Source organism: uncultured Megasphaera sp., assembly GCF_900539295.1.
Taxonomy (GTDB): Bacteria; Bacillota; Negativicutes; order Veillonellales; family Megasphaeraceae; genus Megasphaera.
The window spans coordinates 21,834-43,876 of the sequence record NZ_UQBH01000018.1 but is presented as its reverse complement, the minus strand read 5'-3'; the positions used below and the strand labels follow the sequence as shown (position 1 = coordinate 43,876).

Annotated in this window: 21 protein-coding genes; 16 read left to right on the top strand and 5 right to left on the bottom strand. The window is 53.0% G+C overall.

Features of this window, described 5'->3' with window-relative positions:
- Window position 1: 1 nt before the first annotated feature.
- Both QZQ46_RS07230 and QZQ46_RS07225 read left to right on the top strand, forming a co-directional pair.
- Window positions 2-1,087, top strand: coding sequence for an outer membrane insertion signal (locus QZQ46_RS07230; RefSeq protein WP_296828392.1), 1,086 nt, complete (start codon window positions 2-4; stop codon window positions 1,085-1,087).
- A gap of 422 nt (window positions 1,088-1,509) precedes the next feature.
- Complete coding sequence (locus QZQ46_RS07225) at window positions 1,510-2,799, top strand: S-layer homology domain-containing protein (RefSeq protein WP_296828390.1); 1,290 nt, start codon at window positions 1,510-1,512, stop codon at window positions 2,797-2,799.
- Window positions 2,800-3,066: 267 nt separating this feature from the next.
- Here QZQ46_RS07225 and QZQ46_RS07220 read toward each other — a convergent pair whose 3' ends face one another.
- The gene (locus QZQ46_RS07220) at window positions 3,067-4,410 is read right to left on the bottom strand and encodes an esterase-like activity of phytase family protein (RefSeq protein ID WP_296828387.1); all 1,344 of its coding nucleotides are present in this window, start codon (window positions 4,408-4,410) and stop codon (window positions 3,067-3,069) included.
- A 137-nt stretch (window positions 4,411-4,547) separates the two neighbouring features.
- On the opposite strand from QZQ46_RS07220, the gene QZQ46_RS07215 reads away from it, so the two are divergent.
- Entirely contained in the window at window positions 4,548-5,144 is a 597-nt protein-coding gene (locus QZQ46_RS07215; RefSeq protein ID WP_296828385.1) for a methyltransferase domain-containing protein, read from the top strand.
- A gap of 4 nt (window positions 5,145-5,148) precedes the next feature.
- Here the strand turns inward: QZQ46_RS07215 and QZQ46_RS07210 are convergent, their stop codons facing one another.
- Window positions 5,149-6,117 (bottom strand): epoxyqueuosine reductase, encoded by a 969-nt coding sequence (locus tag QZQ46_RS07210; RefSeq protein ID WP_296828383.1) that lies wholly within the window; start codon window positions 6,115-6,117, stop codon window positions 5,149-5,151.
- A 126-nt stretch (window positions 6,118-6,243) separates the two neighbouring features.
- On the opposite strand from QZQ46_RS07210, the gene QZQ46_RS07205 reads away from it, so the two are divergent.
- The 9 genes from QZQ46_RS07205 (at window position 6,244) to QZQ46_RS07165 (ending at window position 15,115) form a co-directional block, all read left to right on the top strand.
- The gene (locus tag QZQ46_RS07205; RefSeq protein WP_296828381.1) at window positions 6,244-6,834 is read left to right on the top strand and encodes a TetR/AcrR family transcriptional regulator; all 591 of its coding nucleotides are present in this window, start codon (window positions 6,244-6,246) and stop codon (window positions 6,832-6,834) included.
- Between the two features lie 177 nt (window positions 6,835-7,011).
- Window positions 7,012-7,695, top strand: a complete 684-nt coding sequence (locus QZQ46_RS07200; protein ID WP_296828379.1) for a DUF2249 domain-containing protein — start codon at window positions 7,012-7,014, stop codon at window positions 7,693-7,695.
- Window positions 7,696-7,812: 117 nt separating this feature from the next.
- Complete coding sequence (pepT, locus tag QZQ46_RS07195; protein ID WP_296828377.1) at window positions 7,813-9,057, top strand: peptidase T; 1,245 nt, start codon at window positions 7,813-7,815, stop codon at window positions 9,055-9,057.
- Window positions 9,058-9,067: 10 nt separating this feature from the next.
- The gene (locus QZQ46_RS07190) at window positions 9,068-10,378 is read left to right on the top strand and encodes an aminopeptidase C (protein WP_296828375.1); all 1,311 of its coding nucleotides are present in this window, start codon (window positions 9,068-9,070) and stop codon (window positions 10,376-10,378) included.
- 147 nt (window positions 10,379-10,525) lie between these two features.
- Window positions 10,526-10,993, top strand: a complete 468-nt coding sequence (locus tag QZQ46_RS07185) for a macro domain-containing protein (RefSeq protein ID WP_296828372.1) — start codon at window positions 10,526-10,528, stop codon at window positions 10,991-10,993.
- 144 nt (window positions 10,994-11,137) lie between these two features.
- Entirely contained in the window at window positions 11,138-11,824 is a 687-nt protein-coding gene (locus QZQ46_RS07180) for a TVP38/TMEM64 family protein (RefSeq protein WP_296828370.1), read from the top strand.
- Between the two features lie 27 nt (window positions 11,825-11,851).
- On the top strand, window positions 11,852-13,180 hold the full coding sequence (locus QZQ46_RS07175; protein ID WP_296828368.1) for an SPFH domain-containing protein: 1,329 nt from the start codon (window positions 11,852-11,854) through the stop codon (window positions 13,178-13,180).
- Window positions 13,181-13,190: 10 nt separating this feature from the next.
- A complete protein-coding gene (locus QZQ46_RS07170) occupies window positions 13,191-14,309 on the top strand; it encodes a hypothetical protein (RefSeq protein ID WP_296828366.1) in 1,119 nt (372 codons plus the stop codon).
- 14 nt (window positions 14,310-14,323) lie between these two features.
- Complete coding sequence (locus tag QZQ46_RS07165) at window positions 14,324-15,115, top strand: YgcG family protein (protein ID WP_296828364.1); 792 nt, start codon at window positions 14,324-14,326, stop codon at window positions 15,113-15,115.
- A gap of 126 nt (window positions 15,116-15,241) precedes the next feature.
- Here the strand turns inward: QZQ46_RS07165 and QZQ46_RS07160 are convergent, their stop codons facing one another.
- From QZQ46_RS07160 to tatA, 3 genes are all read right to left on the bottom strand, one after another.
- Window positions 15,242-16,012, bottom strand: coding sequence for an alpha/beta hydrolase (locus tag QZQ46_RS07160; RefSeq protein WP_296828362.1), 771 nt, complete (start codon window positions 16,010-16,012; stop codon window positions 15,242-15,244).
- Window positions 16,013-16,115: 103 nt separating this feature from the next.
- The gene (gene tatC / locus QZQ46_RS07155) at window positions 16,116-16,820 is read right to left on the bottom strand and encodes a twin-arginine translocase subunit TatC (protein WP_296828360.1); all 705 of its coding nucleotides are present in this window, start codon (window positions 16,818-16,820) and stop codon (window positions 16,116-16,118) included.
- Entirely contained in the window at window positions 16,810-17,025 is a 216-nt protein-coding gene (gene tatA, locus QZQ46_RS07150) for a twin-arginine translocase TatA/TatE family subunit (protein WP_044503511.1), read from the bottom strand. The genes tatC and tatA overlap by 11 nt, the downstream gene beginning before the upstream one ends.
- A 187-nt stretch (window positions 17,026-17,212) precedes the next feature.
- Between tatA and QZQ46_RS07145 the strand changes: the two genes are divergently transcribed.
- The 4 genes from QZQ46_RS07145 (at window position 17,213) to QZQ46_RS07130 (ending at window position 22,038) form a co-directional block, all read left to right on the top strand.
- On the top strand, window positions 17,213-18,358 hold the full coding sequence (locus tag QZQ46_RS07145; RefSeq protein WP_296828358.1) for a twin-arginine translocation signal domain-containing protein: 1,146 nt from the start codon (window positions 17,213-17,215) through the stop codon (window positions 18,356-18,358).
- A gap of 98 nt (window positions 18,359-18,456) precedes the next feature.
- Window positions 18,457-19,788: a branched-chain amino acid transport system II carrier protein gene (gene brnQ / locus QZQ46_RS07140; RefSeq protein ID WP_296828356.1), complete on the top strand. Its 1,332-nt coding sequence runs from the start codon at window positions 18,457-18,459 to the stop codon at window positions 19,786-19,788.
- 359 nt (window positions 19,789-20,147) lie between these two features.
- A complete protein-coding gene (locus tag QZQ46_RS07135; RefSeq protein WP_296828354.1) occupies window positions 20,148-20,939 on the top strand; it encodes a ZIP family metal transporter in 792 nt (263 codons plus the stop codon).
- Between the two features lie 28 nt (window positions 20,940-20,967).
- On the top strand, window positions 20,968-22,038 hold the full coding sequence (locus tag QZQ46_RS07130; RefSeq protein WP_296828352.1) for a sugar diacid recognition domain-containing protein: 1,071 nt from the start codon (window positions 20,968-20,970) through the stop codon (window positions 22,036-22,038).
- The last annotated feature ends 5 nt before the right edge of the window (window positions 22,039-22,043 follow it).

Genomic DNA, 22,043 nt, shown 5'->3' with positions numbered 1-22,043 from the left:
ATTGGCTGATGAATTCGCTGACGAACTCAACAACCTCGGCGTTCGCGTAAGCGCTCTCGAAAATCGCGTCGGCAACGTTAAACTGACCGGTGACGCTCGTATACGTTATGTTTATCAGAAAGACAATAAAGAAAACGATAAATCTTGGGATTATCGTGTTCGTCTCCGCGCTAACGCTATGGTTAACGACAACACGAAAGTTACTTACGGCATCAGCACGGGCAGCAAATCCTTTGCTGAAAACGGCAAAGCTGAAGACGAAAACGACATCTTCACCGATATCGCTAAAGTCGACTACAACTTCGGCGGCAGCAAGAATTGGGCTCTCAGCGTAGGCCGTACGGACAAATACGTCATCGGCGGCTCTAAAGCTTATGGCTACAACTACGGCGATATCTTCGACCGCGCTGAATTGAAGTATAAGAATGACAACTTCATGATTACGGGTGGCTACGGTAAATTTAAGGCTGGAAGCCTTGCTGGTGGTGCATTCACCTTTACTGATGATAATGATGTAGATCATGTATATAGTGGTATCAAAGGTGCTAAAACGGCTTACGCTCTCATCGAAGGTTCCTTCGGCAACGGCACGGCTATCGGTGCATACTATAACAATATTATGTCTGACCAATACAACGAAATCGAATATGCTCGCAACTCCTCAGTTGATGATCTCTGGGGTGCTTATGCAAGCTTCAACTTCGGTAAAGACTGGAACCTCCTCGCTAACTACGAACGCGTCAACTACAACAGCAATATCAACTCTGACGTTCGTGGTGACGAAGATTCGGCTGCCGTTTGGATTGGCCGCCTGACCTACGGTAAAGCTGTCATGGCTACGCCGAAGACCTGGGACGCTTGGGTTGAATACCTCAACGCTGAAGACGGTGCCTTCATCGGCGGTTCTACCAACTCCTGGAGATGGGGGACAATGGATAACCTCGAATCTTGGGGTGCCGGCATCGACTACACCTTCGCTAAGAACGCTCAGTTCCAGGTTATGCAGTCCTTCGCTTCGAAAGTTAAAGACGGCGACGGCAGCGATCCGGAAGAACAGACGCGTGCTCAGTTCGTATTCGCATTCTAATCCTTCCTCGCAAGGAAATTACCAAGACCACTCAGCAATGGGTGGTCTTTTTTTGCGTGTGGTTCCAAGGTGAACACGAAATAAACGGCGATAAGGGTACTTGGATGTAATGGGAAAAAGTTAGTAAATTCACAGACGAAAATAGCTTACTGAAGGCGATATTTAAAAATAAAGGGAGCTTCCATAATATACTTTGTTTTGACAGGTTACAATACAAAATGTATACTCATTACAAGAAGTGTTGTTCCAAGGCAGGCCGCACTTGAACCATAGGGCAGACAAACGTGTGATGCAAGGCCGTAACAGAGCGGAAACGGGGACAACTCGCCAATGAACCCTTGATGCATCCGTTTCGACACGCGTCCGTAACGGGGGAAGGCTTACAGAAACTTCATCTTACATTAAAAAGGAGGTTACTACTCATGAAAGCCAAAGTATTCGCAGCTCTGGCAGCAGCCATGGCCGTTGGCGCAGCCTGTGCTTTTGCAGCGAACCCCTTTGTCGACGTACCGTCCGACAGCTGGGCTTACCAATCTGTCGTCGAACTGGCTGACGCCGGCATCATCCAAGGCGTTGACGGTGAACACTTTCAGGGCCAGCGTAACATCACTCGTTACGAAGCCGCTGAAATGGTTGCCAAAGCCATGGCTCACATGGACAAAGCTTCTGTCGAACAGCGCGCCCTCATCAACAAATTAGCTGATGAATTCGCTGACGAACTGAACAACCTCGGCGTTCGCGTCAGCGCTCTCGAAAACCGCGTCGGCAAGGTTAAACTGACCGGTGACGCTCGTTTTCGGTATCGTTATCAGAAAAACAACAAAGAAAACGATAAATCTTGGGATTATCGTATTCGCCTCCGCGCTAACGCTATGGTTAACGACCGCACGAAGGTTACGTACGGTATCAGCAGCGATTACCACTCCTTTGCGGATAATGGCGCAGCTGAAGATGAAAATGATATCTTGACCGATATCGCTAAAGTCGACTATAATTTTGGCGGCAAGGCTTGGAACCTCAGCGTCGGCCGTACGGACAGATATGTCATCGGCGGCAACAACTCCTATGGCTATAACTACGGCGATATCTTAGACCGTGCAGAATTGGCTTATAAGGGCGACCGCTTCAAAGCTACAGCCGGTTACGGTAAAATCAAGAAGGGCCGCCTGGCAGGGTCCGACACGGTGGAAGGCGCCAAGACGGGTTACGGTCTCATCGAAGGGGACTTTGGCAGCGGCACGGCTGTCGGTGCTTACTACAACTCCTTCCAGGACACCAACCTCGATGACCTCTGGGGGGCTTATGCAAACTTCCTCTTCGGCCGGGACTGGAAGCTCCTCGCTAACTACGAACGGGTCAGCTACGAAAAGGCCGTCTCTACGGCACGGGGCAACGAAGATTCGGCCGGTGTCTGGATCGGCCGCTTGACCTATGGCAAGGCCGTCATGGCGACGCCCAAGACATGGGACGTTTGGGTTGAATACATCAATGCTCAGGACGGTGCCTATGCGGTGGGCGCTATGGGAGCCACCAGCTCTTGGAGACGGATTGGCAAATTGGATAACCTCGAATCCTGGGGCGTCGGCATCGACTATACCTTCGCGAAAAACGCTCAGTTCCAGGTCGGACAGTCCTTCGCTTCGAAAGTGAAAGACGGCGACGGCAAAGATCCGGAAGAACTGACGCGTGCCCAGTTCGTATTCGTATTCTAATCCTTCCTCATCAAGTAACTTACCAAGACCACTCAGCCATGGGTGGTCTTTTTTTGCGCTGTCAGGACCTTGTTTCTCGTGGAAGACGCCGGCCGGGGGGGGAAGGGGAACCTTTTTTCGTTTATGCGGCGGTCCGGAAAAAGGCGTCCTCCTTCGCTGCTGATGAATTCGTACCTCTTTAAGGGGAACACAAAAAAACGCAGCCACATGACGCGGCTGCGTTTTTCATCTCACCCGTTTTGGAGGCGGCTGAGGGGTGATTCTTTCTTATAAGGCTTTCGGCAGGGTGAAGAACCAAATCTGGCTTTCCTGCTCCGTCGGAGCGTTTTTCTTGAGGCTGATCTTGACCTTATGGACTTTATTGTCTTTGTTGTAAATCATGGCTTTTTTGTCGCTGTCGTAGGTGTAGTCCGAAACTTCCGGATCGGCAACGGCCGAATCTTTGACGTCGATGTCCATGCCGAAGTCATTGTCGTTGACGACGGCAATGGTCTTGCGGTCCGGCAAGAGGGCCAGGCCTTCGGCTTTTTCGATGTTCCAGCCTTCTGCACGCAGGTCGAGGACGAGTTCCTTCTTAGCCGGTACGATTTTGCCGTCCAAGCGGCCGTATTCGAGGTCGCCGTTGTTGGCAATGGGAGTCGCGCCGTTGAGGTCTACTTTGTAGATCAGGTTCTGCATGGCGCCGTGCTGTTTGCCCTGTTCGATCATGAGGAACTGGCCGTTACCGATGGAGGTGATATCGCCGATTTTGGCAGCGCCGGTGTTCTTGTAGCCCGTGTCGACCGGATAGGCATACATGGTCGTTTCTTTCGTGACTGGATCGAATTCGACGATACGCGTGTATTTAGCCGTCTTGGCCGTTTTGCCGTCGACGTCGAGGGGGCTTTGGATGAGGGCGAAGACATGGCCTTTTTCATCGACCGTCAGGCCTTCACTGCCGCGGTTGGGGACGCGGTCGGCTAAGATTTTGGGGAGGCCCATGCCGGGGCCGTATTTTTCAAGGATATTGCCTTTTTTGTCGACTTTAGCGATGAAGGGACCGTATTCGTCACTGATCCAGAAGTTGCCGTCCTTATCGAGGGCCAGGCCTTCCGTATCGAGACCGTTCCGATCGGTACCGAGATCATTCATCTTGAAGTCCAGGGCGACTTCATTGGTCGAACCCGTCAGGCCTGACGGAATCGGTTTGCCGCTGATGGCTTTCCCGTTTACTTTCAAGGGGATGGAAGCGATAATGTCGGCACGCTGTTTGGCCGGGTTGACCTTGATGATGCCGATGCTGGGCGTGAAATTCGGCGTCGGGAAGAATTTCCCGGACATCTTTTTGCCGTCTTTGACATAGGCCGGGATGTCGCCGTTGGGGCCGCGGTCGGTGATGGCATAGAATTCAATCGTGCCGTCGCGGTTGACCGATTTCAGGGCCAGGGCCGAGCCGTAACCGGGGTTGATGTGATGGTTAAAGGCTTTTTCATTTCCCTTATACGGGAGCTGATAGGCATCAGCATGGACGATGTAGGCCGTCGCATCGACGTCCTTGGCACTCAGGGCCATGCTTCCCATGGCGGTAAGGGTCAGCCCCAGAGCGAGCCAGCGTTTCCATTGTTTTTTCATAATAATCATGCACCTCCTGCATATTTCAGCTCATTTTATCAAAAAGGCATCAATGTTTTGTGATAAAAGGGTAAGAGCCGTGTAAAAACAGAAATGGTGTATAATGGGAGTCAGATACGGAAGAAGGAGACAGGAAGATGACAGAACAAGAATGGGAACAACTTTTACAAATCAAGACGGCCGGCCGGGACGACAGCCACTCTGACGGGGAGCATCATCCCTACGAGCCGACGGATTACGGCGTCCTCGAAAAATTGGCCAACAGCGGCTATATCCGTAAGAAGGATACCCTCGTCGACTATGGCAGCGGCAAAGGAAGGGTCAGTATCTTCATGACCTATCAGACCGGGTGCCGCTCCCTGGGCATCGAATACGACCAGCGGCTGTGGCAGAAGGCCCTGGTCAACGCCGAGAGCCCGGCGGCACGGAAGCGGGTGTCCTTCGTTTTAGCCGATGCGGCGACGTATGACCTGCCCGATGAAGCCGACTGCTGCTTTTTCTTCAACCCCTTCGCCCTGCATACGCTGAAGCGGGTATTGGGGAAGATCTTCGATTCTTTGCAGCGACGGCCGCGGCGGCTGCGGATCTTCTTTTACTATCCCTACGACGATGTAGAAGAATTTCTCAGCCACCACCTGCGCCTCATGGAAGAAGAACCGATCGACTGCGGCGACCTCTTTGACGGCGATGCGAAAGAAAAAATTCTCGTATACCGCGTGAGAGCGGAGCTGTAAGGCCTTAGCGATTTGGCTGATTCCGAAGATAACGGGCCGCACTGCATCGCAGGGTGTCGACTTCGTTTGGTTGGATGTGGTTATCACATAAGGGAAGAATCTGGTCTCGTAAGATCGTATCCGGCGCCGTTTTCAATTTTTCCGGATCCAGCCAGGGCAAGGCCTGATTTACTTTTTCAGGAATGTCTTTCTCTGCTTTGGCAGCGGGAATCTTGTTGTAGGGGCAGGCATTTTGACAGGCATCGCAGCCGACAATCCAAGACCCCATAGCTTTTTCAGGCAGCGCAGGCGGCAGTTGGCTTTTCCCGAAGGTATTCCAAAAAGAGATGCATTTCAAGAGGTTCATGGTAAAGGGGGCCGAGAGGGCACCTGTCGGGCAGTGATCCTGACAGAGGCGGCATTGGGGAGCGCAGGGCTTTAGGTCATGGTGTTGGCGGAGCTCGCAGGATTCATCGATGACGAAGCCTTCGAGCATGACGAAAGAGCCTCTCTCGGTGTAGAGAAAGTTATTTTTACGAATGATTCCCAGACCGGCTTTCATGGCGGCATGGCGCAGCCCGCCGATTTGCAGGTGGGAGCTTTTTTCGCCGCCTTCCCAGCGCAGGCCTTCTGCCGTCAGCCAGTCCGTAAAGGCGTCTTTCTTGCGGAGACCTTCCTCATCGAGGGAGACTTGGGGAGCGAGAAAGAAGGCTCGGGCGTATTTTCCTTCAAGGGACTCGGGCAGGCGGTACCGGCCGAGCCACCACGTACAAATGATGACCGATTTGGCCCAGGGAAAGCGCTGTTTCGTATTCATGGCGCCTTCGATGCGCTGATAAAAGGGGCGACTCGTCGGTTCCTTTTCCAGTCGTTCTTGGAAGCGTCCCAGGTATTCATCCATCTCGTCGATGGCGATGATGCCGCAGTCGTCGTAGCCGGAAAGCCGGGCCTGTTGATAGATTTTTTCAGCAAGCAGAGACGGGGAGGTAGTCATAGCAGATTCCTTTCTGATAAAAAAATAAACCACTTGGTCTATTTATAGACCGTTTGGTTTATTTTGTCAATACCTGTATTGCATTCCCGCTCTATTTTTTGTATAGTAGCAAAGGAGGGACGCGTTATGACGAAAGGTGAAGAAACGAAGGAAAAGATTATCTGCCGAGCTGCCGGCCTGTTTTGGGAAAAGGGCTATGTGGCAACCGGTGTCCAGGATATTTTGACGGCCGCCGGTGTGACCAAGGGCTCGTTCTATTTTTATTTCAAGCGTAAAAAAGACGTCGGTTTTGCAGCTGCGGAATTTTATGAGAACCGGGTCTTGGGCATGATGGAAGACATCGCCGACCGGGAAGGGGCTTGGGAACCTTTTATACGAAAGGTGTCAGCGACTATGATAGAGGAGGCCGAAGGCGGCCGTTTTTATGGCTGTCCCTTTTCAGTGCTGGGCATGGAAATCGCCTTTATCGAACCGGATTTGGCCGCGGCTTTTTTGCAGGGGCTGGAAAAGATACGGGTCTTATTTCAAAAAGTTCTTCGTCAGTCGGGGATTCCGGAGGACGAAGCAGAAAAGGCCTCGCGGTTGCTGCTGACCGCTTACGAAGGGTACCTCCTGCAGTATCGGCTGAGTAAGGATATTCACTGGCTGACATGGATGAGGGACGACTTGGCAAGGGCCAAGAGCCGAGCCGGTCTGATGGAATCCGGGGAAGCTTGAGCGCAAGTCTGTTTTCATCCGCTCAGGTCAGCTCGCTCCGACAGGAAATCTGTTTCTGAAAATAAAAATCAAAAAGTGTTAGAAAAGCAACGTACCTCCTGAGAAAAATCTGGTAGGATAAGATCATCAAGCGAGAGCTTATGAACTATCTGAAAGATTACGTCAGGAGGTATTCCTATGTATAACGAATGGAAAGATAAAAAAGAACAGTTTAAGGTCATCGATCTGCGTCAGGCCAAGGGCAATTTTTCCCAGGGCCTCTTTAAACAGGCCGACCAAGTTGAAGCCGGGAGCGGACTCCATCTGATTCAGAGTTTTGAACCCTATCCCCTCTATGAAGCCATGACCGACCGGGGCTTTGAATACCATGTCGAAGAAGTACAGCCCCATGAATATCACATCTGGTTCTACCGCCGTGAAGCCAAGGCACCGTCGGGGAAGAAGCCCTTCGGCCCGGCAGCCCTCTTGAATTTCCCCATCATCGATAAGAATCTGGGCCGCATTGCCGTCGAATTCTGGGATGAAACGTGGAACGACGAACGGCATTACTTGTCCTATGAAATGCGCCTCATGCTGTCCCTGGCCAATGCCGTCGGCGCCGGCCGCCGTCGTCAGGCCGTACGGGAACTGGTCAAAGCATACATCCACGGCATCGATTCCCGGGCCTTAGACGACGTCTTCGAGCTCATCGCCTGGAACCAGGGCATCGGCTTCTTCAGCTCTGAAATCGGCCCGTCGCCCTTATTTGGAGCCTATAAACTGATCAAGCAGGAAGAAGAAAAGGGGACCGATCGGGAAACGATTAAACATCTCTTGATGGAACAGTTCGGCGAAAAGAATCAGCAAGTCAAAGTATTATAATTTATGGCAGGACCGATGGAAAGAAGGATTGCGCCTACAGGCTGACAGGGCCTTAATGCAGCGATCCTTCTTTTTTGCTATAATATAAAGCATAGTTATAGAAAAGGAAGTGTTAATATGCTCCATCGTGATGCATTGATCAATCGTTTTTTGAAATACGTTTCGTTCGACACCCAGTCTGATGAAGAAAACGACGCCGTTTGCCCGAGTACGCCGGGCCAGCTCGTCTTTTCAAAAGCCTTAGCCGAAGAATTGAAAGGCCTCGGCCTGGAGGACGTTTCTATTGACGAACACGGCTACGTCATGGCTACCCTGCCGGCCAACGGCGTCGACGGCCCTGTCGTCGGCTTCCTCTCCCACGTCGATACCAGCCCCGATGCCTCTGGGAAGGACATCAAAGTCGTCCGCAAAGACAATTATGACGGCAAGGATATCGTCTTGAATGAAGAAAAGGGCATCGTCTTTTCGACGGAATCCTTTCCGGAAATCCTGAAGTATAAGGGCCAGGACATCTTGTTCACCGACGGCACGACCCTCCTCGGCGCCGATGACAAGGCCGGCGTCACATCCATCGTCAGCGCTGTCGAATACCTTCTGCAGCATCCCGACATCAAGCACGGCAAGATTCGCATCGGCTTTACGCCGGACGAAGAAACGGGGCGCAGTGCGGCCTTGTTCGACGTCGAAAAATTCGGCGCCCACTTTGCCTACACCGTCGACGGCGGCGAACTGGGCGGCCTTGAATATGAAAACTTCAACGCTGCTAATTGGACCATTACCTTCCATGGCCGCAGCGTCCATACCGGCGATGCCAAGGGCAAGATGAAAAACGCCCTGACCATGGCCGCCGAATGGCAGCAACTCCTGCCTGCCGGGGAAAAACCGGAATACACCGAAGGTCACGAAGGCTTCTTCCACGTCTATAAACTGAACGGCGACGTCGAAACGTGCACGATGCACATCCTCATCCGCGACCACGATCGGACGCGCTTTGAACAGCGCAAGGCCTTCTTGCGGCAGATGGCAGCGCTCTTTACCGACAAGTACGGCCAAGGGACGGTCGACCTCGGTGAACGGGACGTCTACTATAACATGTTGGAAAAAATCGAAGACGGCCATATGGATGTCGTCGACCTGGCTAAGACGGCCATGGAAGCCGTCGGCGTCACGCCGGAAGTGGCTCCCATCCGGGGCGGTACTGACGGGGCTCAACTCTCTTTCCGCGGCCTGCCGTGCCCCAATCTCTTTACGGGCGGTGCCAACTTCCACGGCCGTTTCGAATACCTGCCCATTGAGTCTTTGGTAAAAGCCTGCGAAACGGTCGTTGAAATCGCCAAACGGGCTTATACCTTGAAGAAGTAGGAGGCAGGCTATGAAAGACATTACGAAAGATGTATTACAAGGATTTCGTCAATCCTATGCTTCGAATAAAGAGGCTCAGGTCCTCCAGTCGGCCCTGGCTAAGACCGATATGGCAGACCTGGCCTATGTCCCCACAGCGGGAGCGAAATTAAAAGGAGCCTTTTCCGTCGAAGTTTTGACCCGGGGGATTACGGCTCAACAGCGATCGGGCCGCTGCTGGCTCTTTGCGGCCCTCAATATCCTGCGGGAAAAGGTGGCTGAAACCTGCCGTTTGGATGAATTTGAACTGTCGCAGAATTACCTGTCTTTTTATGATAAACTAGAAAAGGCCAACAACTTCTTGGAAATGGTCATTGAAAATGCCCATGAACCGATTAAAGGACAGGCCATGCAGTATGTCCTGCGCGGCATGACTGACGGCGGCTACTGGACGGAAGCCGTGGACCTCATCGAAAAATACGGTGTCGTTCCCAAACAGGTCCAGCCCGAATCGTACCAGTCCGATCACACCGACTGCTTCGTGACCATGATGAACCGTCTCCTGCGAAAAGACGCCAGGGAGCTGCGGGAATTGGTCCTGGCCGGAAAAGATCCTTATGGACGCAAACAGGAGATGCTGGCTGAAATTTATAAGGCCGAATGCATCGCCTTTGGCGAGCCCGTACAAACCTTTGACTTTGCCTATCGCGACAAGGACAAGGTCTATCACGAAGAACGGAATCTGACGCCTCAGGAATTTTACCAAACGTACGTCGGCATCTCCCTTCGTGACTATGTGCCGGTCATCCACGAACCGACGCCGGATAAGCCCCTCCATCGCCTCATTCGCTTCCACGGCATTGAAAATATGGCCGATTCCGATATGGAAGCCCTCCACCTGTCGCAGGAAGAACTGGAAGATTTGTGCGTCACCCAGCTTAAAGCCGGACAGGCTGTGTGGTTTGCCTGCGATGCCGGCGCCTTTGGCGCTCGCAAAGACGGTGTCTGGGACCCGGACAGCGTTCAGTACGAAGCCTTGCTGGGCGGTTTTTCGACGGACATGCCGAAAGGGGAACGCCTGCAGTACGGCAGCAGTTCAGCGACGCACGCCATGCTGCTCACCGGCGTCCACTTCGACGGCGACGGTCGGCCTGACCGCTGGAAAATCGAAAATTCCTGGGGCAAAGACGTCGGCGATAAAGGCTATTTCGTCTGCTCCGAAAAATATTTCAAGGAATACGTCTATGAAGCCGTCATCGACAGACGCCACTTCAGCCCTCAGCAAGCGGCGCTGCTGGAAACGGAACCGGTCGTCATCAACGCTTGGGACGAAGATTGTTAGTCCGTACCGTTTGATCGTAAACATCGCTTTGACAGCTCGACGGCCGAAGCAGGTATGAAAGAGGACTGCCGTTTGAGCGGCAGTCCTCTTTGTTTTAGGCGAATCTCTGTACGATTCGGTTGAGTTTTTTTGAAAGGTGTGATTTTAATGGCTTTTTCAATCGTTCACGGCGATATCGTCACCATGGAGACCGATGCTATCGTCAATGCTGCCAATTCGCAGCTTTTGGCCGGAAGCGGTGTCTGCGGGGCCATTTTCCGGGCCGTCGGGGCCCGTGCCGGGGAGCTGCAGGCGGAATGTTCATCCAAAGCCCCTTGTCCGACGGGGCAGTCGGTCTTAACGGGAAGTTACGGCCTGAAAGCCCGGTACATCATCCATACCGTCGGTCCCGTCTGGCAGGGTGGGGAGCAGGGCGAGGGGGAACTCTTAGCCGGTTGTTATGAAACGGCTTTACGGCTGGCGGCGGATGCGGGCTGTCAGTCCATCGCCTTTCCCCTCATTTCGGCGGGCATCTTCGGCTATCCCAGGGAAGCGGCCCTGGCCGTTGCCAAAGAGTCTGTCCAGTCTTTTTTGCAGCACCGCGATATGGATGTCCGCCTGGTTCTCTACCCTTGAAAGGGGGCAAGGGCGGCCGTTTTTTCGTAGCCTATTTTGCAGGGAGATTACTGCCGAGAAATGTTGGTTTGTTCTTGTGCCTTTACCGGGTTTGCTATAAAATGAAAGTAATAGAGAATCTAATTATGGGAAGTGGGACATTCTATGAATCGAACGATGATTGCCAATTTGATGAAGCCTTTGACCTTGGTGCTGTTAGTCGCCATCTGTCTGGCCATTCACTGGTTCATTCCGTCTTTTTACAGCACCCTGTGGCAGCTGACTGTCCAGCATGATATTCCCGGCCTGACCGACTATATTTCATCCTTCGGCAGCGTCGCTGTGTTCATCATGATCCTGCTCATCGTTCTGACCAATATGACCGGCTTACCGTCGGTCCAGTTCGTTACCGTCAACGGCATCCTCTTCGGCCTCGTACCGGGGATTATCATCTCCTGGGCCGGGCAGGTCATCGGCAATGTGCTGGCCTTCGTCATCATGCGCTACGTCTTTCGGCATAAGGCCCAGACCTTGGTCGATAAGAGCCGCTGGCTGTCGCAGCTCAACGGTAAGATTGACTGTAAACTGGTCTTTTTCTTTCGGGCAATTCCTTATTCGCCCAACTTTGTCGTCACGGCATTCAGTGCCCTGAGCCGCATCAGCTTTGCCGAACACGGCGCAGCTACCATGGCCGGGAAAATCCTCGCCGTCTGTATGGAAGTCTGGCTGGGATACGATCTCATTCATTTTGATCCGCACAGCTTAATTGCCGTCTGTCTTATGGTCTGTCTCTTAGCGGTCCTGCTCTTCGGCAGCCGCCGCTGGATGAAGCATAAAGGGAGTTTAAAATAATATCACATACATTAGGAGGTATTTTTTATGGGCTTAATTAAGGCGGCTATCGGTGCCGCAGGCGGTGTCTTGGGCGACCAGTGGAAAGAGTTTTTTTACTGTGACAGCCTGAACGAAACAATCTTGATGGCAAAAGGCCAAAAGCGGATCAGCCGGTTTGGCCGCAGCAGCAACACGTCGGGCGAAGACAACATCATTTCCAACGGCTCGCGCATCGCCGTCAACGACGGCCAGTGCATGATGATCGTCGAATCGGGGAAGGTCGTCGAAGTCTGTGCTGAATCGGGCGAGTATACTTACGACAAATCGACGGAACCGTCCATTTTTTCAGGGGACTATGCCGGCGATTTAGGGGAAATGCTGCACCAGCTCCTGTCGCAGATGAAGGATCGCTTTGCCTTTGGCGGCGATGCCGGAAAGGACCAGCGGGTCTACTACTTTAACTTAAAGGAAATTATCGGCAATAAGTACGGTACGCCCAGTGAAGTGCCTTTTAAGACCTATGACGATACGACGGGATTGGCGCTCCTCGTGCGCCTGCGCTGTTTTGGCGAATACAGCTACCGCATGGTAAACCCCATCTTGTTCTATACCAACGTCGCCGGCAACGAAGCTGATTTTTACGATCGGAGCCGCCTCGACAGCCAACTGAAGTCGGAACTGCTCACGGCCCTTCAGCCGGCCTTTGCCAAACTGTCGGCCCTGCGCATCGACTACTCGCAGATCCCGGGCCATACGGAAGAACTGACGCAGGCCCTCAATGACGTCTTATCGCCGAAATGGCGCGATTTGCGAGGCATTGAAATCGTGTCCATGGGGATGAACAGTGTCAAGGCCAACGAAGAAGATGAAGAAAAGATCCAGAAAGCCCAGATGGGCATGACCATGGGCCGTCCCGACATCGGTTTGGGAACCCTGGTCGATGCTACGGCCGATTCCATGAGAACGGCGGCCGGAAACGAAGGCGCCATGGGGGCTGCCATGGGCTACATGGGCATGAATATGGCCGGTCAGGCCGGAGCCGGTCTGGCCCAGGAATTGGCTGCCCGCCAACAGGCTCAGGCCCCGACAGCACAGCCGGCAGCTCCGGCAGCGTCGGAAGCCGGTTGGACCTGCTCCTGCGGCCAGCAGGGGAATACGGGAAAATTCTGCATGAACTGCGGGAAGCCGAAACCGGAACCGACTTCTTGGACCTGCCCGTCTTGCGGCCACAGCGGCAACGAAGGGAAGTTCTGCACCAACTGCGGTAAGCCCAAACCGGCGGCTTCGACTGAATGGAACTGCCCGTCCTGCGGCCAACAAGGGAATACGGGAAAATTCTGCATGAACTGCGGTACTAAAAAGCCGGAAGAATGAGGTGATTCCCATGGCGGATACGTCAGTCAGTTATAAATGTCCCCACTGCGGGGCACCGATTCAGTTTAAACCGGAAGCGCAGACCGTTACCTGCGATTACTGCGGCACTAAGTTCGACGTTGCCGTATTGGAGTCGATTTATGCCAAAAAGGAACAGTTGGCAGCCGAAGCTGATGCGGCCCGGCAGGCCAAGTGGCAGACCGAAAAGGCCGGCAATGAGTGGAGCGACGAGGAAGCAGCCAGGCTGAAGACCTATACTTGCTCGTCCTGCGGGGCTGAAATCGTCTGCGACGACAATACGATGGCTACGGAATGCTGTTACTGCGGCAATGCGACCCTCATTCCCAGCCGTTTCGCCGGCATGCTGCGGCCTGATTTCATCATTCCCTTTAAAAAGACGAAGGACGAGGCCGTCGCGGCTTTAAAACGGTTTTATAAAGGGCACTGGCTCCTTCCCAAGGCCTTTACGGCGGACAACCGCATCGAAGACGTCCAGCCCATGTACGTTCCTTTTTGGCTGTTCAATGCCAAAGTCACGGCGTCGGCGTCTTTTCGGGCTGAAGACGATTCCTACCTTGAGACGGAAGATGAACGCATCGTCGAAACCCGGGTCTACCAGTGCAATCGGACGGGCCAGTTGGTATTCAATCGGATTCCCGTCGACGGCAGCAAGAAAATCAATGACGTCTATATGGAAAGTATCGAACCCTTCGATTACAGCGAGATGGTTCCTTTTAATGCCGCTTATTTTGCCGGCTACTTAGCCGATAAGTACGACGTCGATGCCGAGGCTGCCGTGCCTCGGGCCGATTCCCGCTTGGAGAAAAGTTCCTTTGCCCTCCTCGGCAATACCGTCGTCAATCACCAGCGCCGCTCCATGGAAGGGGGCTTCGTCCATAAAGATGAAGATTCCGTAGAATACGCCATGGCGCCGGTATGGATCTTGACGACGCGCTATCAAGACAAGCCCTATACCTTTATGATGAACGGCCAGACCGGCCGCTTCGTCGGTACCCTGCCTTATGATAAGGTGAAATCCTATTGGGCCTGTATTATCGCCGCCCTGGTTACGCTGCCCGTATTCTATCTGATTGTCCAATCTATCGGGAATACGCCGTGGCCGTTATAAAGGGGGAGAGTCTTGTGCTGAAAACTATCATTCGGACGATCCTTACAGCGGCGGCCTGCTTGATCCTTATGGGGACGGCCTTGGCGGCCGGTACTCCTAATGTCGTCGACCAAGCCGGTGTTCTTACGAAAGCCCAGAAAAGCCAGTTGGACAAGGATCTGAAGAACGTCAACTTTACTTATGGTGTGCGCCTGGCCGTCTACATCGTCCGTTCTACTCACGGCATGAAGGTCGGTGACTACGCCGACAGGGTCCTCGACGAGCAGTTCGGCGACGGGAAAAACGGCAATATGGTCTTCCTGGTAGCCATGGATGAGCGCCAGTGGTATATCGCCACGGATCGGACCATGCGTGATAAAATCACCGATAGGGACGGGCTCAAGCATATCGAAGAGGCTGTTTTGCCGCTCCTGAAGAAGGGCAATTATATGGAGGCCTTTGAGGAATATGGCCATTCGTCGGGCCAACTGCTGGCCTACTATAATGACCAGGGGAAGGCCTATAATCCGGACGATGCCTTTCAATGGCTGCATTTAGCGACGGCATCTGTGCTGGCTCTCCTGGTCGGCATGATCTTCCGCAGTTACCTCATCCTGCGGATGAGCAACGTCCGCCGTGCAGCTGCTGCCGATACCTACTTCGATTCGCACAGCTTCCAGTTGTCTGAACAGACCGATACCTTTTTATTCCTTACGGTACAGCGCATTCCCAAACCTCGCCGTCGTAATGACGATGACAGCGGGCCGGGAAGCTTCAATTTGGGAGGAGGCGGAGGCGGTCATGGCGGCCGCGGCGGCTCTTTCTAACTAGAATTTTATATATAAAAATCCCTGTCACGGCAGTGAACCGACCCCCTAAAGTTGGACCTAAAATCTAACTTTTTGGGGGCACATCACAGTTGCGTGACAGGGATTTTTTACGCCAAGGGCATATCAGCCTTCGGGTCGGAAGAATTCGATGATCTTATGGATGGCCAGGGCCATGTGATTGGGATTTTGGAAGGGGTGGTTGGCATCTTCGACGGGATAGAATTCGATGACGTTGTTTTCGGCAAATTGCCGGGATAAGGCAATGGGAATCATTTCGTCCTTCGTCCCGTGGATGATGAGGATGTCGTCGGCGACGTCGAAATATTCGTGGTCGTTGACGTCGAAGCTCTTCAAATCATCCATAAAGGCCTGGTCGATTTTCATTTTGCGTTCAAATCCGACTTGGATTTCCTTGCCTTTTTTGAGCTTGGTAAAGCCTTCTTCGGCGATATGGTTGCTCATGCTTTCATACATATTGACGCCGGGGCTGCGCAGGGCGATTTTCCGGAAAGGGTCGCCCACTTCAAGGATGTAGCGCAGGGTGAGGTAGGCACCGAAGCTGGTGGAATAATTGTACAGGAATTTGGCGCCCAGCGTATTTTTAGCGTAGTCCGTCACTAAGGTCAAATAAGTCATGCATTCGGGGACGGCCAGTTTTTTGCGGGCGTCTTCGCCGTGGCAGGGCCAGTCGAAGGCGATGACGGCGTAGTCTTTATATTTCGACGTCAGTTGTTCTGCAAAGTGGGCCGTGCCGGCCGTGTCTTTACTGCTGCCGAAACCGTGGGTGACGATGGCAACGTTGTCGAAGGTGCGCTTGTTTTTGGCGCTGTCATGGAGAAAGAGGCGGCAGCGGACGCTGTAGCCTTCTTCGTTGATGTCAAAGTGTTTTTCCATAGGTATTCCTCTTTTATATGGATTCGTCCGTAGGACGTTCGTCTTTAGTATAGCATAAAAAAGGGACTGCCGCAGGAGGGCAGTCCGAAGGGAAAATTCTTTGTCAGGCGCGAAGGCCGAATTTGATGATGAGCCGGCTTATTTCTAAGAGGACGATCATGGGCATGGCCAACAGGCACTGGGACAGGATGTCCGTCGTCGGTGTGATGACGGCTGCGGCGACAAAGGACAGGAGGACGATGTATTTTCGCTTTTTGGCCAGCATGTCCGACGAGATGAAGCCGAGTTTTGCCAAGACGATGAGCACCAAGGGCAGGTTGAAGATGAGGCCGAAGGGCAGGACCAGCATGAAGACGAAATTCAGGTAGCTTTCCATGGAGAGCAGGGGCTGGACCGTTTCTGACGAAAAGTTGAGGAAGAACTGGAGACCCTGGGGAAGGACGATGAACCACGAAAAGGCGATGCCCGCCATGAAGAGGAACAGCGACGTCGGCACCAATAAGAAGAGGAGCCGCTTTTCATGGGTTGTGAAGGCCGGGACCAAGAAGGCCCAAAATTCGTAAAAAAGAACCGGCGCTGTGATGATGGCGCCGGCTGTCAGCATGACTTTGAAATAGATGAAAAAGGCCTCGGCCGGTTTCATGAAATACAGCTTTCCTGCCGGCGCTGTCAGAAAGGCCATGATCTCATCGAGCCAGAAGTTGCTGACCATCATGCCGACTGCCAGCATGGCGATGGAAATGATCAGTCGGCGGCGCAGTTCCGACAGATGCCCCGTGAGGGGCATGACCGCTTCTCTACTTTCCATGATTTTCAGTCGATGCCGGCGATACGGCTTCAGAAACCGTTTCTTTGATGTCTTCTTTGGCAGCGGCCGGTTCGTGGACGGCTTCTTTAAATTCTTTCAGGCTCTTGCCGAGGGCATTGCCGATGCTGGGCAGTTTGCCCGGCCCGAAGATGACTAAACCGATGACTAAGATAAGGACTAATTCAGGAACACCTAAACCAAACATGAGAAAAACCTCCTTGCTTTTTTTATCAGTATAGGCAGAAGATGTGGGCTTTGCGTAAAGAAAGAATTGCTTTTGTGTAAAATTATCCCTCCTTATTTATTTTTTCTTTATCTTTTCTCAGCATATACATTTTTTATACAAAATTGACTTATACTGTCACTAGTTTTTTACTTTAGGAGGGATTACAATGGAACAACATAATTTTTCACGACGGACATTTTTGAAGATGGCTGCAGGAACGGCTGTCGGTGCGGCCTTATTCTCTATGCCCGACCTTTCCTTGGCGAAAGCCGGTGGATCGAGCCTTTCCAAACAGGAACTGACGCCGGTATCCGTCAGCCAGCTGCCGAAAGACGCTGAAGTCTGTGCCAAAGCATCTAAATTAGTTACCCGCAATTATTCCTATATTCTGGAACAGGCTCGTCAGCTCAAAGACGGCTGGCTCCGCGATACGGTCACGACCATGATCCAGCATCCGACGCCGATGTTCATGCAGCAATATACGTCGGCTTCGTCGATCAGCATGCTCTATTCTAAATTGGCTGCTGCCGGCTTGATCGATACCAGTAAAATCGACGTCCAGCATCTCCTGCCGCCCTTTTCGGGAAAGGTACAGCCCTTCATGACGGCCCCCGGCAGCGGCTACGGCAGCCACCATCCTTATCCGGGCGGCTTGTCGACTCATGTCAGTGCCAACGTCCACATTACGGAAAGCATCATCCGTACCTATGAAGAAGTCTTCTGCTACAGCGTCAAATCCGACATCGCCCTGGCAGGCCAGCTCCTTCACGATATCATGAAACCCTTCGTATTCCAGTGGCAGGCCGACGGCTCGTCCTTGAAGGAATACACCATTGCCGGTCAAGGCGCTCATCACGTCCTGTCCATTGCCGAATCGATGTACCGCAGCCTCCCGGCTGAAGAAGTCGTCGCCCAGGCCTGTGCCCATGGCGCACCGAACGATGCCAAAGGGGAAGCCGACGTCGTATCGTGGATCAAAGCCGCTGCTATCGTAGCCCAGAAAGATCCCATTGCCTACGGCGCCTTGAATAAGATGGGCGACGGCCTCCCGGCACCGCATCGTCAGGAAGGCTACATCGTCCACCTCGGTGACCACGATTGGGTCCTCAGTTCGCCGGCCGCTCAAAAAACGTCTGCCCTCTTAAAGAAAATCGCCGCATCCCAGTACGGCATGAGCGACGGCCCGGCTTTCAATTACTTCAAAAACTATGCAGAAGCTCAGCTCTCCTGTATGTACCTCAACATGCTCCAGTCTGAACCGAATGGGGAAGCTCTCGTCGCCCAGGCTGTTGGCAATGTAATTTTGAAATAACAAGGGTCTTATGATGCATACTTTATAATTGACAGTGCCAGCTTTAAACTTTAAAATAGACGGAGATATTGTCTACTCAGAAAGGAGTTATCCCGTTTATGTTCAAAAATGGAGCACAAGTTGGATTGCTATTATTCGGTATGTTCTTTGGAGCCGGGAACCTTATTTTCCCGCCGTCCTTAGGCTTTCAGGCCGGTCAGGCTTTCACGCCGGCCATCCTCGGTTTTCTCTTATCCGGCATCGGCATGCCCGTCGTCGCCGTCATCATGGGGACTTTCAACCCCGGAGGCTTCCGAGCTGAAATGAATCGTAAGATTTCGCCCTTATTTTCCCTTATTATTTTAACCTTAATGTACTTGTCCATTGGACCTTTGATGGCCATTCCCAGAACGGCAGCGACGTCTTTTTCCATTGGCATCCTGCCCATTACCGGTGACGGCATGATACCCCTGGCCATCTTTACGGCCCTGTACTTTGCCTGCGGCTGGTGGCTGTCGATTACGCCGTCGAAGCTCCTTGACCGCGTCGGCAAGGTATTGACGCCGATCTTCGTCATCATGATCGTCCTGATCATCATCGTCGGCATGATCGCCTACACGACGCCGTCCGATGCGGCTCCTATGGGGAAATTTGCCGCCTCGGCTTTCGGCAACGGCTTTATCGAAGGTTATAACACCGTCGATACACTGGCTTCCTTTGCCTTCTGCATCATCGCCTTAGAAGCCCTGAAGCGCGTCCATTTCGCTTCGGAAAGGGAACATGTCATTAGTGTATGGATGGCCGGTGCAGCCGTCGCCGTTCTCATGGGCTGCTTGTACCTGGGCCTGGCCCTCTTGGGCAACCATTTTCCCATTCCCCAGTCGGTCTATTCCGACCCCGGCGTCAACCTCGGCGCTTATGTCCTGTCTCAGACGTCGTTCCAAGTCTTCGGTACCGTCGGCATGGCCTTCTTGGCCGTCATGGTCACCTTGACCTGCTTTACGACGACGGTCGGGCTCATCGCCGCCGTTTCGACCTTCTTTGCAGAAGAATTTACGATTCTGTCCTATAAGCAGTACGTCACCCTCATCTGCGTCGTCAGCTTCCTCTTGGCGAACTTGGGACTGAATCAGATCATTCAGGTTACCCTGCCTTTGCTACTCTTCGTCTATCCCATTGCCATCGTCGTCGTCATGCTGACCATCCTCAATAAATTCGTCAGCTTGTCGAAACTGGGCATGCGCTGCACGGCAGCAGCGGCCGGCATGGTATCTGCCATCGACATCGCCTACCAATTCTTTGGTGTCCGGGCGGCTGGAACCTTGATTCAAGGCCTGCCCTTAGGCGACAGCGGGTTAGGCTGGCTGGTGCCGGCATTAGTATGCATGGCCCTGTCCTTAGTCCTTCCCGGTAAGATTACCGGTGAAAGTGCCTTAGCCCCTGAAGAATAGCCAGAAAATCCAAGCTCACATCAAACCATTGATTCCCACGAGGGATTCCCCGCCTATGAGCGAAGTGTTCACGTCCTTGTCCATAGCGATTAAGCGAATTGGCTGAACTTGGATTTTTACAACTTCATATAGTGTGTTTCAAAAAAGGCTGTAGTTTATTGTGACCTCTGTTTACAATAGATGGCAGCCTTTTTTGACAGATTCTGTTTGGCCCTTCGTTTCCGATGACGGCAGGGAGACCGAAAGTCCGATAAATTGAGGATTAATCCCATTTTTTCAGGGCCTTATCCTCATTGACAGGAGGGCCTTCGGTATGTAGAATGAAAGGTAAAAATAGAGGTGTAGAAAGGGGTTTTGATATGGACAGTGTAATGAACAGTGCCATTCTCGGCATTTTAATTCCCTTTGCCGGGACTTCATTAGGGGCAGCTTGTGTCTATGCGATGAGGGGGGAATTGAACCACCAGGTCCAGCGCGGTTTGACCGGCTTTGCCTCAGGCGTCATGATTGCCGCTTCGATTTGGAGCCTTCTCATTCCGGCCATGGAAGAATCGGCCCATTTAGGGCGGTTTGGCTTCGTTCCGGCTGTCGTCGGCTTCTGGCTGGGCATCTTGCTGCTCTTAGCCTTGGACCGACTCGTTCCGCATCTTCATATGTACAGTGAAGAGGCGGAAGGGCCGCACAGCCATTTGCAGCGGACGACGATGCTGGTCTTGGCCGTCACTTTGCACAACATCCCTGAAGGGATGGCTGTCGGCGTCGTCTACGCCGGCCTTTTAGCCGATCAGACCGGCATCAGCGCTGCCGGTGCCTTGGCCTTGTCCTTAGGGATTGCCCTCCAGAATATGCCCGAAGGGGCCATCATTTCCATGCCCTTGAAGTCGGCCGGAATGGGTTCCCATAAGGCCTTTCTCGGCGGCGTCCTTTCGGGGATCGTCGAACCGATCGGGGCTGTCGTTACCATCGCCCTTACGGCCTTTATCCTGCCCGTCCTGCCGTATCTCCTCAGTTTGGCAGCCGGTGCTATGTGCTACGTCGTCGTCGAAGAATTGATCCCTGAAATGTCAGCCGGCGAACACTCCGATATCGGCGTCTTGTCCTTTGCCTTGGGCTTTACGGTCATGATGGCCATGGACGTAGCCCTGTCGTAAGGTCTGACTGCGAAAGAAGGGGACCGCTGTGAAGGTACGCATTACCGATGAATTAGCCCAGCAAATCGTCGACTCAGCCAAGGCTGTCATCGGCTGGAATATCAATTTTATCGACCGCCACGGCCGAATCATGGCCAGTACCGACGCCAAGCGAATCGGTACCTATCATAAGGTCGGAGCTGAGGCAGCCCGCCTGCGCCAGGTTCAGACCGTTTACGAAAATCGACCGCAGGACGGCGTCAGTAAGGGCGTCAACTATCCCATTATCATGGACCGCCAGGTCCTCTGCGTCATCGGCATTACGGGAGAACCGGAAGTCGTCAGCCAGTACGGCTTTTTACTGACTAAAATCTGTGAGGTCTTCCTTAAAGAATACGGCCTCAATGAAGAGGCCTTCAGCGAGCAGGAATACCGCAGCCGCCAGGTCATGGCCCTCATTTATCACGACCGGGACACGATGCAGCAGATGGCGGACGAACGGCCCGAACTGACGGAAGGCTCCTATGTTGCAGCCGTCTTTCGTTGGCATGACGGGGCCGGCCGGGGCGACGATTTTCGCAAGGCTATGACGACGGCCTGCGGAGAACTCGGTATTTCGCTCTTTACCTATATCTATCCCGATAATTTTGTGCTCATCATTCCCGGGGACATCTATCCCCGTTGGGAGAAGCAACTTTCTTTGTGGAAGGGGCGATTTTATCCGAACCTTCGCGTCGGCGTCGGGACGGAAGAGCCTTTTCACCGGATTTATGAGTCATACCGTTTTGCCAAAATGGCCCTTCAGGCAGCGGCTGACCGCCAGGTCTTTTGTGTCCGCGCCGACGACATGAAGCTGGCCTTTTTACTGCAGAGTCTGAACGCCCCTTTGCGGCGCCGCTATCGCCAGGATATCTGCAAGGGCCTGACGGACAGCGAAATCCACTTGCTGCAGGTCTATTACCGGCAGAATCTTTCCATCCGGCAGACGGCGGAAATCCTCTCTATCCATAAGAATACCCTTCAGTACCGACTGAAAAAGATCGCCGAGACGACGGGCCTCGATCCCCGTTCCTTCAGCGATGCCGTAACCCTATATATTGCAACGCTGCCATGGTTCTAAAACCG

What these genes read in the sequence shown, in the direction of transcription:
- QZQ46_RS07225 (WP_296828390.1), top strand. Translation starts at nt 1,510, where the DNA reads ATGAAAGCCAAAGTATTCGCAGCTCTGGCAGCAGCCATGGCCGTTGGC.
- QZQ46_RS07220 (WP_296828387.1), bottom strand. Translation starts at nt 4,410, where the DNA reads ATGAAAAAACAATGGAAACGCTGGCTCGCTCTGGGGCTGACCCTTACC.
- QZQ46_RS07215 (WP_296828385.1), top strand. Translation starts at nt 4,548, where the DNA reads ATGACAGAACAAGAATGGGAACAACTTTTACAAATCAAGACGGCCGGC.
- QZQ46_RS07210 (WP_296828383.1), bottom strand. Translation starts at nt 6,117, where the DNA reads ATGACTACCTCCCCGTCTCTGCTTGCTGAAAAAATCTATCAACAGGCC.
- QZQ46_RS07205 (WP_296828381.1), top strand. Translation starts at nt 6,244, where the DNA reads ATGACGAAAGGTGAAGAAACGAAGGAAAAGATTATCTGCCGAGCTGCC.
- QZQ46_RS07200 (WP_296828379.1), top strand. Translation starts at nt 7,012, where the DNA reads ATGTATAACGAATGGAAAGATAAAAAAGAACAGTTTAAGGTCATCGAT.
- pepT (WP_296828377.1), top strand. Translation starts at nt 7,813, where the DNA reads ATGCTCCATCGTGATGCATTGATCAATCGTTTTTTGAAATACGTTTCG.
- QZQ46_RS07190 (WP_296828375.1), top strand. Translation starts at nt 9,068, where the DNA reads ATGAAAGACATTACGAAAGATGTATTACAAGGATTTCGTCAATCCTAT.
- QZQ46_RS07185 (WP_296828372.1), top strand. Translation starts at nt 10,526, where the DNA reads ATGGCTTTTTCAATCGTTCACGGCGATATCGTCACCATGGAGACCGAT.
- QZQ46_RS07180 (WP_296828370.1), top strand. Translation starts at nt 11,138, where the DNA reads ATGAATCGAACGATGATTGCCAATTTGATGAAGCCTTTGACCTTGGTG.
- QZQ46_RS07175 (WP_296828368.1), top strand. Translation starts at nt 11,852, where the DNA reads ATGGGCTTAATTAAGGCGGCTATCGGTGCCGCAGGCGGTGTCTTGGGC.
- QZQ46_RS07170 (WP_296828366.1), top strand. Translation starts at nt 13,191, where the DNA reads ATGGCGGATACGTCAGTCAGTTATAAATGTCCCCACTGCGGGGCACCG.
- QZQ46_RS07160 (WP_296828362.1), bottom strand. Translation starts at nt 16,012, where the DNA reads ATGGAAAAACACTTTGACATCAACGAAGAAGGCTACAGCGTCCGCTGC.
- tatC (WP_296828360.1), bottom strand. Translation starts at nt 16,820, where the DNA reads ATGGAAAGTAGAGAAGCGGTCATGCCCCTCACGGGGCATCTGTCGGAA.
- tatA (WP_044503511.1), bottom strand. Translation starts at nt 17,025, where the DNA reads ATGTTTGGTTTAGGTGTTCCTGAATTAGTCCTTATCTTAGTCATCGGT.
- QZQ46_RS07145 (WP_296828358.1), top strand. Translation starts at nt 17,213, where the DNA reads ATGGAACAACATAATTTTTCACGACGGACATTTTTGAAGATGGCTGCA.
- brnQ (WP_296828356.1), top strand. Translation starts at nt 18,457, where the DNA reads ATGTTCAAAAATGGAGCACAAGTTGGATTGCTATTATTCGGTATGTTC.
- QZQ46_RS07135 (WP_296828354.1), top strand. Translation starts at nt 20,148, where the DNA reads ATGGACAGTGTAATGAACAGTGCCATTCTCGGCATTTTAATTCCCTTT.